The 12,702-nt window shown below is 66.9% G+C and carries 15 protein-coding genes; 10 read left to right on the top strand and 5 right to left on the bottom strand.

Annotated elements, in window-relative coordinates:
* Positions 1-29: 29 nt before the first annotated feature.
* From KBZ12_RS11260 to KBZ12_RS11250, 3 genes are all read right to left on the bottom strand, one after another.
* A complete protein-coding gene (locus tag KBZ12_RS11260; protein WP_254958050.1) occupies positions 30-692 on the bottom strand; it encodes a thermonuclease family protein in 663 nt (220 codons plus the stop codon).
* A 28-nt stretch (positions 693-720) separates the two neighbouring features.
* The gene (locus KBZ12_RS11255) at positions 721-2,100 is read right to left on the bottom strand and encodes a nicotinate phosphoribosyltransferase (protein WP_254958049.1); all 1,380 of its coding nucleotides are present in this window, start codon (positions 2,098-2,100) and stop codon (positions 721-723) included.
* A gap of 97 nt (positions 2,101-2,197) precedes the next feature.
* Positions 2,198-3,214 (bottom strand): bifunctional nicotinamide-nucleotide adenylyltransferase/Nudix hydroxylase, encoded by a 1,017-nt coding sequence (locus KBZ12_RS11250; RefSeq protein ID WP_254958048.1) that lies wholly within the window; start codon positions 3,212-3,214, stop codon positions 2,198-2,200.
* Between the two features lie 218 nt (positions 3,215-3,432).
* Between KBZ12_RS11250 and KBZ12_RS11245 the strand changes: the two genes are divergently transcribed.
* The 3 genes from KBZ12_RS11245 to KBZ12_RS11235 are packed head-to-tail and all read left to right on the top strand — an operon-like array spanning position 3,433 to position 6,052.
* Positions 3,433-4,308, top strand: a complete 876-nt coding sequence (locus KBZ12_RS11245; protein ID WP_254958047.1) for a hypothetical protein — start codon at positions 3,433-3,435, stop codon at positions 4,306-4,308.
* A gap of 56 nt (positions 4,309-4,364) precedes the next feature.
* The gene (locus KBZ12_RS11240; protein WP_254958046.1) at positions 4,365-5,504 is read left to right on the top strand and encodes a phosphotransferase enzyme family protein; all 1,140 of its coding nucleotides are present in this window, start codon (positions 4,365-4,367) and stop codon (positions 5,502-5,504) included.
* Positions 5,504-6,052, top strand: coding sequence for a DOMON-like domain-containing protein (locus KBZ12_RS11235; protein ID WP_254958045.1), 549 nt, complete (start codon positions 5,504-5,506; stop codon positions 6,050-6,052). Before KBZ12_RS11240 ends, KBZ12_RS11235 begins: the two co-directional genes overlap by 1 nt.
* A 24-nt stretch (positions 6,053-6,076) precedes the next feature.
* On the opposite strand, the gene lipA is transcribed toward KBZ12_RS11235, so the two are convergent.
* Both lipA and recR read right to left on the bottom strand, forming a co-directional pair.
* Complete coding sequence (gene lipA / locus KBZ12_RS11230) at positions 6,077-6,985, bottom strand: lipoyl synthase (protein ID WP_254958044.1); 909 nt, start codon at positions 6,983-6,985, stop codon at positions 6,077-6,079.
* 36 nt (positions 6,986-7,021) lie between these two features.
* Positions 7,022-7,591 carry a recombination mediator RecR gene (gene recR / locus KBZ12_RS11225; protein WP_396101104.1) on the bottom strand — a complete coding sequence of 190 codons (570 nt, stop codon included), beginning with the start codon at positions 7,589-7,591 and terminating at the stop codon, positions 7,022-7,024.
* A gap of 137 nt (positions 7,592-7,728) precedes the next feature.
* Between recR and psbP the strand changes: the two genes are divergently transcribed.
* From psbP to KBZ12_RS11200, 7 genes are all read left to right on the top strand, one after another.
* Positions 7,729-8,322 carry a photosystem II reaction center PsbP gene (gene psbP / locus KBZ12_RS11220; RefSeq protein WP_254958043.1) on the top strand — a complete coding sequence of 198 codons (594 nt, stop codon included), beginning with the start codon at positions 7,729-7,731 and terminating at the stop codon, positions 8,320-8,322.
* Positions 8,323-8,324: 2 nt separating this feature from the next.
* Positions 8,325-9,389, top strand: coding sequence for an FAD-binding oxidoreductase (locus KBZ12_RS11215; protein WP_254958042.1), 1,065 nt, complete (start codon positions 8,325-8,327; stop codon positions 9,387-9,389).
* Between the two features lie 32 nt (positions 9,390-9,421).
* The gene (locus KBZ12_RS18540) at positions 9,422-9,706 is read left to right on the top strand and encodes a hypothetical protein (RefSeq protein WP_315859422.1); all 285 of its coding nucleotides are present in this window, start codon (positions 9,422-9,424) and stop codon (positions 9,704-9,706) included.
* Between the two features lie 6 nt (positions 9,707-9,712).
* A complete protein-coding gene (locus KBZ12_RS18535) occupies positions 9,713-9,994 on the top strand; it encodes a hypothetical protein (RefSeq protein WP_315859307.1) in 282 nt (93 codons plus the stop codon).
* Positions 9,995-10,006: 12 nt separating this feature from the next.
* Positions 10,007-10,570: a hypothetical protein gene (locus tag KBZ12_RS18530; RefSeq protein WP_315859308.1), complete on the top strand. Its 564-nt coding sequence runs from the start codon at positions 10,007-10,009 to the stop codon at positions 10,568-10,570.
* Positions 10,571-10,910: 340 nt separating this feature from the next.
* On the top strand, positions 10,911-11,858 hold the full coding sequence (locus KBZ12_RS11205) for an ABC transporter substrate-binding protein (protein ID WP_254958041.1): 948 nt from the start codon (positions 10,911-10,913) through the stop codon (positions 11,856-11,858).
* Positions 11,859-12,449 carry a hypothetical protein gene (locus KBZ12_RS11200; protein WP_254958040.1) on the top strand — a complete coding sequence of 197 codons (591 nt, stop codon included), beginning with the start codon at positions 11,859-11,861 and terminating at the stop codon, positions 12,447-12,449. It abuts the gene before it with no gap.
* Positions 12,450-12,702: the final 253 nt, after the last annotated feature.

Raw genomic sequence — 12,702 nt, 5'->3', positions numbered from 1 at the left:
AGGCGGCTGGGGCGAGCCCGAAGGGCAGATCAGGGCAGGCGTTCACAGGCTTCTCCATCGCCATCGCCATCGGAGTCCAGGTCGCTGTGGCCCTGGCGCAGCAGCTGCTGGGCCCTGGCATGGGAGCCGTTCTGGCTGCAGTAATGGCGGCGCCCGTCGGGGCTGGTGCCATCGGGGATCCGGGCGGAGCGGCGACCATGCCGGAAGTCCCAGGGCCGGGTGATCCCACCCGGCACCCGCCACACGCCGAGCCGCTGGCGTCGGGCCCGCTCCTCGGCCTCCAGGTAGGCCGCTCCGTCGCAGGCGGCGAGATAGCGCCGGTAGGCGAAGGCCAGGCCGTCCTCCACCAGGGCCAGGCTGATGTTGGTGTCACTGATCACTTCGGCCACCGTGCGCCCGAAACGGTCGCTGCTCCGGGGCTGAATCGTCACCGACCGCCCCACGGGCAGGCGCAGCTGGAGGACCTGGCGCGCCTGCTGGCCCCAGGGGCTCTGGGCCGTTTCGGGGGCATCGATGCAGGCCAGCCGGACCGTGATCCGCTGCTGGCCGCTGCGCACCCGCAGGGTGTCGCCATCGCCCACCGAAAGCACCGTGGCCTGGAAGGCCGGCGCTGCCCAGCCGAGCCCCGGCGGCCCCAGGCCAAGCACGATCAGCAGGATCAGCCGCGACGGCGGCAGCCGTTGGCGGGGCACGGGCAGGGGGGATCCCAGGGTCACCCCCTCAGCCTTGCATCGCCCTGGCCCGCACCTCCTCGAGGCTGCAGTGGCGCCGCAGCATGCCGTTTTCGAAAACGGTCTCGAGGCAGGAGTCCGGATCGGGCTGCGCCCCCGGCCGCACGACCGTGCGGTACGTCCCTCCTCGGCGGATCAGATCGAGCACGCCGGCCTTGCTGGTCTTGGCGGGATCGGTGACCGGGCACTTGTGCACCGGCAGGATCCGGCCCGAGCGTTCCACCCAGGACACCTTGTAGGCGAAGCGCTGGCTGTCCCGGTTGACCTGTTGCAGCAGTCCGCCTCCCATGCCGAAGGCCACGTTCTCGACTCTGAAACCCGCCGCCAGGATCGCTTCGAGCACCAGCGGCAGGCTGGTGGCGGTGATGCCATCCCCCTGGATCACCCGCACGTGCTCCAGCACCCGGTAGCCCTTGCCGTTGACCCGGCTGCCGAAGCGGGCCTCCAGACGGCGCAGCAGTTCCGGCACGATCGCAACCGGATCGCCCGAATCGGGCCGGATCACCACCGTGGCGCCCGAGGTGATCACCTGCTGCCGCAGCTGCTCACCCCAGAGATGGTCGACGGCATTCCAGAGGTCGTACGAATCGGAAACCACCGCCAGCACGGCGCCGGGCCTGGCGAAGCGGTCGAGCATGGTCCGATAGGCCTCCAGCTCGTGCTCCTGCCCCCAGGCCAGGATCGTGGAGTGCTCGGCGGCGGGAATCGAGAAGCCGGCCATCGGGCAGTCGTAGTGGCGGCGTCCCGCCACCAGGGCCGCGACGGTGTCGGTGCCGCGGAAGGCCACCAGGTGGGCCAGGCCGCCGATGGCGGCGCTCTCGCGGCTGGAGACGCCGCGGGAGCCGAAGTCGTGCAGCCGGAAGGGGAGCTCGGCGGCCGGGTCGTCGGCGGAGCGCTCCAGCGCTGCCCGCAGGAGTTCCCGGAAGTGCCAGCTGCGGGTGGCCACGGTGGTGGGATACCAGAGGCGCAGCAGCAGGGTCTCCACCCAGGTGACCAGCCAGGCCAGGGCCGGATCGGTGGACTCCACCGTCATCAGCATGTTGCCGGTGGGCACGCGGCTGCCCTCGGCAACGGCCCGGATGCGCAGGGGCAGGCGACCGCCATGGACGCTGACCAGGCGCTGCCAGCCCCCGCGGTTGAACGGCAGGCCGTGGGCGGTCCAGAGCTCGGCGGCCTCTTCGAGATCCCCCTGGGTGACGGGCCGCGCCAGGGTGGTCTGCAGCAGCATCTGCAACCCGAAGAACAGGGTGGCCGGGTTCTCGCCGCCCCGGCTCTCCAGGTAGGCCCCCATGGCGGTGAGATCCGGGGGGTACTGGAGCCAGTGGCTGCCTTTGTAGCTGTCGGTGTCGAGCAGAAGATTGAAGTCCATGGTGTGCGCTCCGCACGATGTGGATAGGGGGCTTCGGCCCGGTCTCCCCAGGCCTGAAGCGTTGATAGGGGCCAGCCGTCGCCGGCGGCGCTGTGGGTCAGAGCCGGGAGATGAAGTGCTGAATGATTTGGACGTGGTCCTCGAAGAAGGTGTCTTCGTGGGCGTAGATGTCGGCCAGGGGCATCCAGAAGGCTTTGTCGGCGTCGTCGCCGCCGCGAACACTGGGGAGGACGCCCCCCTTGAGCTGGATCAGGAAGGCATGGGTGATCACCCGGCCGCGCTGGGAGCGACCCGGAGCATCAAAGACGTGGCGGTCGGCGATCGATCCTTCCAGCACCGGCCGGGGCACCTTCAGGCCCGTCTCCTCCCGCAGCTCCCGCAGCATCCCGTCCACCACCCGCTCCTGCTGGTCGAGGTAGCCCCCGGGGAGGGCGATCAGCCCCTGGCCTGGCCGCACCCGGCGGCGCACCACCAGCACGTGGCCCGATTGAACAACCACCGCATCGGTGGTGACGAAGGTGGGCGGGTAGGGAGCCACCGACCAGAGCTGGCGGTAGCTGGCGATGTAGTCGGCCTCCTGGCGCAGCCTGCGGTAGCGGCCCGTCTCCCGATACTCCGTGAGAAAAGCACACACCGCCTCCGGCACATGGGAGGCCCACGGTTGCCCATCGCCGCCCGAGAAGTAGGCCTGGCGAATGGCTGTGGAGTGGACGGCGTTCTTGAGGGGCACGTCCTGAAAGTCCCACTGGGGGAAGAGGTCGAGGTAGTAACTGCTGAGGTCCTTTCTGTGACCGACCAGCAGCACCCGATCGTCCTCGTCCGTGACGGCGAGCACCTTCTGCTGCACCTCCGCCAGCCAGAGATTGTCGGAATAGAGGTGATCGCGGATCGGGATCACCTCCAGCCGGCGCTGCCAGTCGGCCGGCAGGGCGGCGCGGATCATGCGCTCCCGCTCCTCACTGCTCCAGGGGTTGCGGGTATCGGGAGCGCAGCGATGGCTGCCCAGCAGAAGCAGCAGGCGGTCGGCCCTTTCGAACGCCGAAGCGATCAAAGCAAGATGCCCTTCATGAAAGGGCTGGAAGCGTCCGATGAGGACGGCGACGTCGTGATTCATGGTGAACCTCAGAATCCCTGAGATGGGGCCCGCCTCACCGGCAGACCATTAATGCTTAGCACGAAATCTGTGGGAGTCGCCTGCCTGCCAACCGCCTCAAGGGGGCTGATGGGAGCCGGAAAAAAGCTGCCGCCCCAAAGAAGCGGATGGTGATTGTGACGTTTATCCGATCAAACTCAGTGGATCTGAGGCGCATCCTGGTTGGAGAGGGATAGGGTATGGAAGGCTGTCTGGTCGGACGATCAATGGGACCTTCTCCTTCCGATGACGCCGCTTCACTGATCAGGAACCTCAGCATCTTCACGGCTTCGGTAGTGTCTCTATCTGGTGCGTTCCAGGCCTGGAGTGCTGTGAGAATCACCCAGTCTCTGGAGGAGGCCAAACGGACGCAGGCCTTCTCAAGGCAGATCCTGGATCAGATGGATAACCTTACGGGTGACAATGAAACGAAGGGAAAGGTTGCCCTGATTGGCCTCTATATCATCGCAGCCAATGACAAGGACAAGATGAACATTGCCAACATCGCTTTGCAGAGCGGCAAAAGCAATCTCAGGGATGCCGCCGCGTTTCTGCTCAGGCAGGAATGCAAAGAGCTGCCTGAGTTATCGACTTGTAAAAATGCACTGGATATGCTGGCCCGCACAGAGGATGTGAGCGTTCAGCGGCAGATTCGCAAGGAAGAGAAGTTGATCGGCCTATCCCAGGGGGCTCTCCAGCAGGACGCTGTGGAGACGATTCCGGTTCAACCATCGCCCGTCGCCATGGCCCTGGAGGAGATCACGACGGCCAAGATCGCCGCCTCCGACCTTCAAGGATGGATCTACATCGGCAAGGCGGATGCCTCCGGCACCCTGCGGGACGACCGCACCATCAGTCTGCCGACAAAGCCGGCCCCCAATGCCGAGGTCACCACCACAACGTCCGTGTATCTGAGGTCCCAGGGAACGATTCGCTCGGGCTCCTCGCTCGGCATCATCCCCAGGGGGCAGGTCCTGCGGATCTACGCCCTCAGCTCGCGGCCGATGGCGGGTGGGATGGAGGCCGTCTGGGCCAAGGTGAAGACCCAGAAGGGTGCCGTTCAGCGCTTGTCGTGAGTCGTCACCTTGATGGCATGCGATCATCCACAGCTCGTGCACCGACGCACCCACCCATGACCCTGGGGGACGCCAAGGGCGAGCTGGCCGCCATCGCTGCCGCGTTCGCACTTCCGGGCCCGATCCTTGATCTGGAGCGACTGGGCAACGGCAATGTCAACGACAGTTATCTGGTCGTCTGCGACGGGGACCCGTTGCAGCGCTTTGTGCTGCAGCGCCTGAACCGGACGGTGTTTGCGCAGCCCGAACTGGTGATGGCCAACATGATGGCCATCGCCGCGCATGTCGAGGCGCGTTTGACCCAGGGCTGTGCCCTGTTGGCTGAGCGCCGCTGGGAGCACCCCCGGTTGTTGCTGAGCCGCGCTGAAGGGCGGCCCTGGGTGGAGCGGGATGGTGGTTTCTGGCGCCTGATCAGCTTCATCGAGTCCTCCCGGAGTTTCGATGTGGTGGCCAGTGCCGAGCAGGCCAGGGAGGTGGGCTTCGGGCTGGGCGTTTTCCACCACCTGATCAGTGACCTGCCCCTGGCCGGACTGGCCGACACCCTGGAGGGTTTTCACGTCACGCCCCGGTATCTGCAGCATTACGACGCGGTGCTGGCCAGGGCGCCGGCCCCTGCGGGGAATGGTGTGCTGCTTTGCCTGGCCTTCGTGGAGCAGCGCCGGGCCTTTGCTTCGGTGCTGGAGGCGGCCAGGGAGAACGGCCAGCTGCGCCTTCGCCCCATCCACGGGGACCCCAAGATCAACAACGTGATGATGGAGGCCTGCTCAGGCCGGGCCTGCGCCCTGGTGGATCTCGATACGGTGAAGCCCGGACTGATTCACTACGACATCGGCGATTGTCTGCGCTCCTGTTGCAATCCCCTGGGGGAGGAGACGGGGGATCTGGAGGCCGTTCACTTCGATATCGCCCTCTGCCGGGAGGTGCTCAGCGGCTATCTGGCCGCCGCCTCCGGATTTCTCACCGCTGCCGACTATGACCACCTCTATGGGGCGATGCGCCTGATCAGTTTTGAGCTCGGCCTGCGTTTCTTCACCGATCATCTGGCGGGCAACGTCTATTTCAAGACCGACCGACCGGGCCACAACCTGCAGCGCGCCCTGGTGCAGTTCCGGCTCACCGAGAGCATCGAGGCCCAGGAGACTCAGATCCGGGACCTGATCGCTGAGCTCAGGGCCGACCTTGCCGCCGCGAGCTGATGGTCGCTTCCGTGTCCCAGCGCTTCGAGTTGTGCCCCTTCGATGGCGGCAGTGCGTCGCCGGCCCTCCAGCTGGGGGGTGAGATCCACCGGGAGGGCCGGCACCTCCTGCTCCGCTTGCGGCTGGCCGGGGCCATTGAGTCGGTGCATCTGCCGGCGCCTGTGGCAGCCCCCGCGCGCCGGGATGGACTCTGGGCCACCACCTGTTTCGAGTGCTTCTGGGCTGTCGAGGGGGCGCGGCCCTACTGGGAACTCAACCTGTCCCCGGCTGGCCACTGGAACCTCTACCGGCTGGATGATTATCGCGATGGTCTGCGGCCCGAGACCGGCTACGACCTGCCGCCGCATCGCGTCGTCCGCGACGTTGGCGAGCTGACGCTGCAGCTGGATCTGCCGCTGCCGGAGGGGCTGGCCGCGGAGGCGCCGCTGCAGGTGGGGATCACCAGCGTGATCGAGGAGCGCAGTGGGCGGCTGAGCTACTGGGCCCTGGCCCATCCGGGGCCTATGCCCGACTTCCATCACCGGGAGGCGTTCCTGCTGCGTCTCTGAGAACGACGGCCAGGGCGTTGGGCCTCATCCGGCGGCGTGGTAACTGCTGCGCACCAATGGGCCACTGCGCACCTGGGCAAACCCCATGGCGCGGGCTATGGCGCCCAGCTCCTCGAACTCCTCCGGTCTCCAGTAGCGGGCCACGGGGATGTGGGCCAGGGAGGGGCGCAGGTACTGACCCAGGGTGAGGCGCTGGCAACCGGCGGCCCGCAAGTGCTCCAGCGTGGCCACCACCTCCGGGGCCGTTTCGCCGAGCCCGAGCATCAGACCGGATTTGGTGGGGATCTCCGGCGCCAGTTCCCGGGCCGCGGCCAGCAGTTCCAGGGAACGGCCATAGGTGGCGCCGCGGCGCACCTCCCCCTGCAGGCGCTCCACCGTCTCCAGGTTGTGGTTGAAGCACACCGGCGCGGCGGCCAGCACCGCGGCCAGCCGTTGGCGCTGGGCCAGGCGACCCGCTTCGGGGTCGGCGTGGCCGCCCCAGAAATCGGGGGTGAGCACCTCGATCATCACCTGAGGATCGCGGCGGCGGATCGCTGTGATGGCGGCGGTGAACAGGCTGGCGCCGTGGTCGGCCAGGTCGTCGCGGGCCACGGCGGTGAGCACCACATAGCGCAGGTTGAGCGCCTGCACCGCCTCCGCCACCCGCTCCGCTTCACCGGCGTCGAAGGGCACCGGCGCCCGGCCCTTGTCCACCTGGCAGAAGGCGCAGCTGCGGGTGCAGATGGGCCCTCCCAACAGAAAAGTGGCCGTGCCGGCGGCGTAGCACTCGCCCCGGTTGGGACAGCGTCCCTCCTCGCAGATGGTGTGCAGCCGCTGGGCCTTGACTACCCCCTGGACCCGTTCGGTGGCTGAGGCCTCACCGAGGGGGCGACGGATCCACTCCGGCAGCCGCTCCGTGGGGGGGATGGCGCTGTAGCGGCTGGTGGCGGTCATGGTGTCGTGGTCAGGCGTCGGGGTCAGGCGTGGGGTTCATTCCATGCGCCGGCGTCCTTCGAACGCCCGCGCCAGGGTCACTTCGTCGGCGTATTCCAGCTCACCCCCCACCGGCAGTCCGTAGGCAATGCGGGTGACGTTCGTGAAGTGTTTGAGCAGCCGGGCCAGGTAGAGGCTGGTGGTGTCGCCCTCGACACTGGGGGTCAGGGCCAGGATCACCTCGGTGACTCCCTCCCGGTCGACCCGCTCCACCAGCGGCTGGATCTGCAACAGCTCTGGACCGACCCCATCCATCGGCGAAATCAGTCCGCCCAGGACGTGGTAATGGCCATGGAATTCGCGGCTGCGTTCCATCGCCAGCAGGTCGCGGGAGTCAGCCACCACGCAGATCTGCCCGTTGCGCCGCTCCTCGTTGCGGCAGATCTCGCAGAATTCCTCGGCGGAAAGGTGGAAACAGCGGCGGCATTGCCCCACCTGGCTGCGGGCCGCCAACAGGGCATCGGCGAAGCTGCGGATCTGCTCTTCCGGTTGGCGCAGCAGGTGCAGGGCCAACCGCTGGGCCGTGCGGGGCCCGATGCCCGGCAGGCGTTCGAACTGGTCGATCAGCCGGGCCAGGGGTCGGGTGAAACCGCTCAGCGAACCGGCCGCAGGTGGGGGGAATCTAGGCGGCCCGCTCGCGCCCGGCAGGGCGCCGGGTGAGGATGGCAACGGCTCTCGCCAGCTCCCCTGCCCCGCCCCGTGCCATGGGTTTCCCTGCCACCCACCAGCCTGTTTCCCACGCCGCCACTGGGCGCTCCCGCTGGGGCGGTTCCCTGGTCGCGGCCCTGCTGCTGAGCCTGCTGCTGGTGGGCTGCAGCGCCGCCGCCGCGGGCCTGAACTCCTTCCAGAGCCCGGATGGCCGCTATGCCTTCCTCTATCCCACCGGCTGGACCCGGGTGCAGGTCAGCAATGGCCCCCAGGTGGTCTTCCACGACCTGATCAACAGCGACGAGACCCTCAGCCTGGTGGTGTCCGAGGTCACCCCCGACCGGGATCTCAGCCAGCTGGGCAGTGCCGTTGAGGTGGGCGAGACCCTGCGCCGCAGCGTCATCTCACCGGAAGGCAGCGGCCGTGACGCCGAACTGGTGGAAGCCCACGAGCGGGAGCAGGGCGGCCGCACCTACTTCGACCTGGAATACACGGTTCACCTGGCCGACCGGGATCGCCACGAGCTGGCCACGGTGGTGGTCGACCGCGGCCGGCTCTACACCTTCGCCGCCAGCACCAACGAAGCCCGCTGGAACAAGGTGAAGGATCTGTTCGCCGTGGTGATCGGCTCCTTCACGCTGCAGATCTAGGGGTGTCCGCCCCTGGCCGGCTGACCATCGTGGGGAGTGGCCTGGCCGGCAGCCTGCTGGCCCTGGAACTGGTGGAGCGGGGTCTGGCGGTGACCCTGATCGATGCGGAGGAGGCGACGGCCACGGCGTTCAGCTACGGCGGTGTGGCCTGGTGGGCCGGGGCTCCGGGGCCCCTGGGCCCGCTGCTGCGCCAGGCCCCCGCCCGCTGGCGACGGCTGCAGGAGCGCCATGGCCCCCTTGGCTGGCGCCGTTGCGGTCTGCGTCTCCATGGCGGCGGCTGGGGAAGTTCCCAGCTGCGCCCCCCCTTCGCCCAGGTGGACACCGCCGTGCTGATGGCCGCCCTGCCCAGGGTGCTGGCGGCCGCCGGGGTGGAGCGGCGACGGGGCAGGGTTATGGCGCCGCCGCAACCGGTGGCCGCTGGCTGGCAACTGGAGCTGGAGTCTGGAGACCCCCTGCTGGCGGAGCAGGTGGTGCTGGCGGCCGGGGCCGGTTGCCGCTTCCTCGCCCCCGCCTTGCCGGTGCGCCTCCGCGCCAGCTGGGCCGGGGTGCTGGCCCAGCCGATTCGTGCCCCCCTGTCGACGGCCTCCGCCAGCCCCTGGCTGCGGCACGCGGCCCGGCGCCGCATCGTCCAGCCACGCCACTGGCAGCGTCCAGCCCTGGAGGCGGCGGCGCCGGGGCTGGAAGAGGAGCGCTGGATCGTTGATGCCGGTTTCGCCCCCTGGGGCGAGGGGTTGCTGCTGGGCCAGATCAGCCTGGTGCGGCCGGGCCTGGACAGCGGCGAGCCGCCGCCGGCGGCGGCCATGGAGGAACATCTGCGCCAGGGGCTCACCGGCCTCGACCCGCTGCTGGCGGCCCTGCCGGGCCCCTTTCGGCAGGTGCCGGTGGCCTTCTGCAGCAACGGACTCCCCCTGGCGGGTCCACTGCCTGGGGCGGCAGGCCTGTGGGTGTTCAGTGGTTTCGGCGGTGCCTTCGCCCAGGTGCCGGTGCTGGCTCCGGTGCTGGCCGATGTGATCGCCGGGGTGGCCGATCCAGGGGGTCTGGCCCGATTCGGCGTCCTGCCGGGCTGACAGGCGGCCTTCGATCCTGCATGCTGGCGGCAATGGCCACCTTCGCTCCTCCGACCGGTGCAGCCCCGCCTCGCCAGCCGGTGGTGGACCTGCGCCACCGGCTTGCGCAGGTCCACCACCGGGGCCAGGTGGGGGCGTGCCTGGTGGCGATGGGCGGAGCCCTCGGGTTGTGGGTGCTGTTCTGGCCCGTGCCCACGGAGGTGATGGGGCAGGGGGTGCTGATCTACCCCGAGACCGCCGGTCTGCTCGATGCCCGCGCCGGCGGCCAGGTGCGACGGCTGCGGGTGGCGGTTGGGCAGGAGGTGCGCCAGGGGTAGGCGCTGATGGAGCTGTACCTGCCGGTGCTCGACCGTCAGCTGCAGCAGCAGCGCGGCAACCTGGCCCAGCTGGAGCGCGACAACCGCGACCTCGACCGGCGCGATGCCCTGCGGCTCTCCAGCGAGCGGCTCAGCGTCGATACCGCCCTGGCCAAGCTGGCCCAGGACCGGCGTCGCTACGAGGAGCTGGCGGCCACCTACGCGGAGAAGGTGCGCAATCTGCGCTGGCTGAGCCGGTATGAGCAGGTGAAGCTCGACATTCAGACCCAGGCGCTGCGGCGTCGCTAACAGATCGATGACATGCGCCGTCAGATCCGGGTCACCGAGGCCCGTCTGGCCTTCGACGGCCAGGTGCTGGCCGACCGGGACGGCACGGTGCTGGATCTGCAGGTGATCCAGGGCCAGACGGTCGCCACCGGCCAGCGCCTCGGCACCCTGGGCCGGGCCGCCGGCCCCACCGGCGAGCGGGCACCACTGCTGCGGGCCGTGGCCTATGTCGCCCCTGCCGATGCCCGGCGTCTGCCGGTGGGCCTGCCGGCCACGGAGGAGGACATCTCCACCACCATTGGCAACCCCCAGCTGGCCCGGGACCTGCTCAAGCGGGGTCCGGTGATGCGCACGGAGATCGCCCTGGAGCGGGACCCCACCAGCCGTGATGGTTACCGCTGGACCCTCTCCGGCGGCAGCGGGGTGTTCCCTGTGCGGGAGGGCCTGACAATCGCCGCCCATGCCTATGTGGAGTGGCGCACACCGATCACCGACGTGATTCCGGGTCTGCGTTCCCTCACCGGCGGCTACCGCAGCCTGCGCATCGATCGGATATGGGACAGGCCTTCCCTGCGCCAGGGTGGCTCCCCGCCATGAGCGAGCATCACCATGGCTGATCGACGCTGGTGGCAGTTCCGCAATCCCCTGCTGCGCCAGGAGCTTCCCTGGCTGGTCAGTGAGGTGGTGCTGCTGGTGATCCTTGGCTACAGGATCGAGCGCTGGTAGGCCTCCCGGCGGGAATGATCGCTTCACCCACAGGAATCTGACCGACCCATCGAAGAACACTTGCCCGTGCAAAAAAAACCACACTTGAATCTGTCCCTCAACGGCCGGTTCGTCGTTTCCTGTGAGGTCAGCCAACCCTATGGAGAACCATTTCAGAGGGCAACAGAGGACGTTGAGGATGCGGAGTCGGCCGGCGTGGTTCCTGCTCGGCATGGTGGCCCTGGCCTTGATGGTGGCGCTGACGAGTTGCTTCGGGCCGCCGTCCATGCCCTTGAGAATCGGCGCCAACCTCTGGACGGGGTATGAAACTCTCTTCCTGGCGAGAGACCTGGGAGAACTGAAAGGCAAGCCCATCAGACTGATGGATTTCCCTTCCGGAACCGAGGAGGTCAGGGCCTACCGCAACAATGAGATCGACGGAGCCGGCCTGTCGATTGATCAGGTGATCACCTTGGCCGCCACCCAGGGTGACATCAGGATCATTGCCATCTTGGACTACTCCAACGGTGGTGATGAGATCCTCGCCAGGCCCGGTTTGACGACGATGCGGGACCTGAAGGGAAGACGCATCGGTGTGGAGGCCACCGCTTTGGGGGCCTTTTTTCTCGGCAGGGCCCTGGAGATCAATGACATGACACCCCAGGATGTCAAGGTGGTGTCGTTGGAGCTGAGTGATCACGAATCCGCCTACAAGACCGGCAGGGTGGATGCGGTGGTCACCTTCGGCCCGGCTCGCATCAATCTTTTGAAAGCGGGAGCCATCCCGTTGTTCGACAGCGCCCAGATCCCGGGCGAAATCGTGGACACCCTTGCCGTCAGCACCCAGGCGATCGCCGAAAACGCTGAGAATCTGCAGACTCTTGTGGCGGGAAGATTTAAGGCTTTGGAATATTTTAACAGGAATCCTGCCGATGCCACGCGGCGCATGGCCAGTCGCACCCAGGTGAAGCCGGAGGAGATGCTGCAGGCCTTCCGTCTGCTGAAGCAGCCATCCCTTGAGGGGAATGTGACATTGGTGAGTCAGCGGGATCCATCCCTGGTGACCTCCATGACGAACTTTATGCGGGTCATGCATGATAGTGGCCTGATCGCTAAAGAGATTGATCCAGCCAGTCTCCTGGATGCACAGTTTGTCGAACGTGTACTGGCTGAACGCTAGATGTTCGACGCCATCATGACGAGATTCACTCCGCCGCTTCGCTTTACAATCCCGGCGTTGATTGTTGTCAGTGGTTTTTCAATTGGTGCCATACAGTTCGTTTTGGAGGTCCAAGACGCGAATCGCAGGGCCGAGCAAAGTTCCATCATCAATCTGAAGTCCTCGGCCTCCCAGACGGCGCGGATGGTGGACTATCTCTATCGAACCGATGATGAAGCCGATCAGGTTGTTTCGTTGATCAGTCGTCTGGGCGCCAATCCAGGCTATCTAAGTGTCAGACTTTTCAGTGACAGGAACATCGTTCTCCGTTCCAGTGAATACAATCAAGTTGGCCATTCCATTGCGCTGACGGATGCTGCGCCAATGGCATTCATCTTTTCCCAGGCACGTCGTACGCTTCGCGGAACGGTGTGTCTCTCTCAGGATCGCTCGTACCTTTCCGCTGTTTATCCCATTCTTCTCAAGCCCCTCCCCGGCGAACTGATGCCGTCAAGGGTCGGACTCTTCTTCGTTAAGTATGGTCTGACTGAAGCGAAGACCAGTGCATTTCGAGAGGCGTTGGGACGAGCATTGCTTTTTTTGATTAGGTAGCAAGTGTCCCGTCCCGGAAATAACTTCTAGAATCAGGAGTGTCACCCGAGGTTTTGCGTGGCGCTTGGACGTCCGATGCCGCCGCTGCTTCTCAGCGACGTCGAGGTTCAGCAGCTCCAGGCTCTTGCCAGCTCCCGTTCACTGCCTCACTCCATCGTTCAGCGGGCCCAGATCGTGTTGGCCTGCGGTGCCGGTGAAACCAACACAGCCATCGCCAAACGGATGGGGCTGTCCGGGATGACCGTCGGCAAGT

Source organism: Cyanobium sp. Cruz CV13-4-11 (assembly GCF_024346055.1).
GTDB lineage: Bacteria > Cyanobacteriota > Cyanobacteriia > PCC-6307 > Cyanobiaceae > Cyanobium.
Note: the sequence above shows the minus strand (reverse complement) of the source record. Positions and strands in the feature narration are given on the sequence as shown.

Excerpts from the sequence above, each read along its gene's own strand:
- KBZ12_RS11255 (WP_254958049.1), bottom strand. The coding sequence starts at position 2,100 with ATGGACTTCAATCTTCTGCTCGACACCGACAGCTACAAAGGCAGCCAC.
- KBZ12_RS11250 (WP_254958048.1), bottom strand. The coding sequence starts at position 3,214 with ATGAATCACGACGTCGCCGTCCTCATCGGACGCTTCCAGCCCTTTCAT.
- KBZ12_RS11245 (WP_254958047.1), top strand. The coding sequence starts at position 3,433 with ATGGAAGGCTGTCTGGTCGGACGATCAATGGGACCTTCTCCTTCCGAT.
- KBZ12_RS11240 (WP_254958046.1), top strand. The coding sequence starts at position 4,365 with ATGACCCTGGGGGACGCCAAGGGCGAGCTGGCCGCCATCGCTGCCGCG.
- KBZ12_RS11235 (WP_254958045.1), top strand. The coding sequence starts at position 5,504 with ATGGTCGCTTCCGTGTCCCAGCGCTTCGAGTTGTGCCCCTTCGATGGC.
- lipA (WP_254958044.1), bottom strand. The coding sequence starts at position 6,985 with ATGACCGCCACCAGCCGCTACAGCGCCATCCCCCCCACGGAGCGGCTG.
- psbP (WP_254958043.1), top strand. The coding sequence starts at position 7,729 with ATGGGTTTCCCTGCCACCCACCAGCCTGTTTCCCACGCCGCCACTGGG.
- KBZ12_RS18540 (WP_315859422.1), top strand. The coding sequence starts at position 9,422 with ATGGCCACCTTCGCTCCTCCGACCGGTGCAGCCCCGCCTCGCCAGCCG.
- KBZ12_RS18535 (WP_315859307.1), top strand. The coding sequence starts at position 9,713 with ATGGAGCTGTACCTGCCGGTGCTCGACCGTCAGCTGCAGCAGCAGCGC.
- KBZ12_RS18530 (WP_315859308.1), top strand. The coding sequence starts at position 10,007 with ATGCGCCGTCAGATCCGGGTCACCGAGGCCCGTCTGGCCTTCGACGGC.
- KBZ12_RS11205 (WP_254958041.1), top strand. The coding sequence starts at position 10,911 with ATGGTGGCCCTGGCCTTGATGGTGGCGCTGACGAGTTGCTTCGGGCCG.
- KBZ12_RS11200 (WP_254958040.1), top strand. The coding sequence starts at position 11,859 with ATGTTCGACGCCATCATGACGAGATTCACTCCGCCGCTTCGCTTTACA.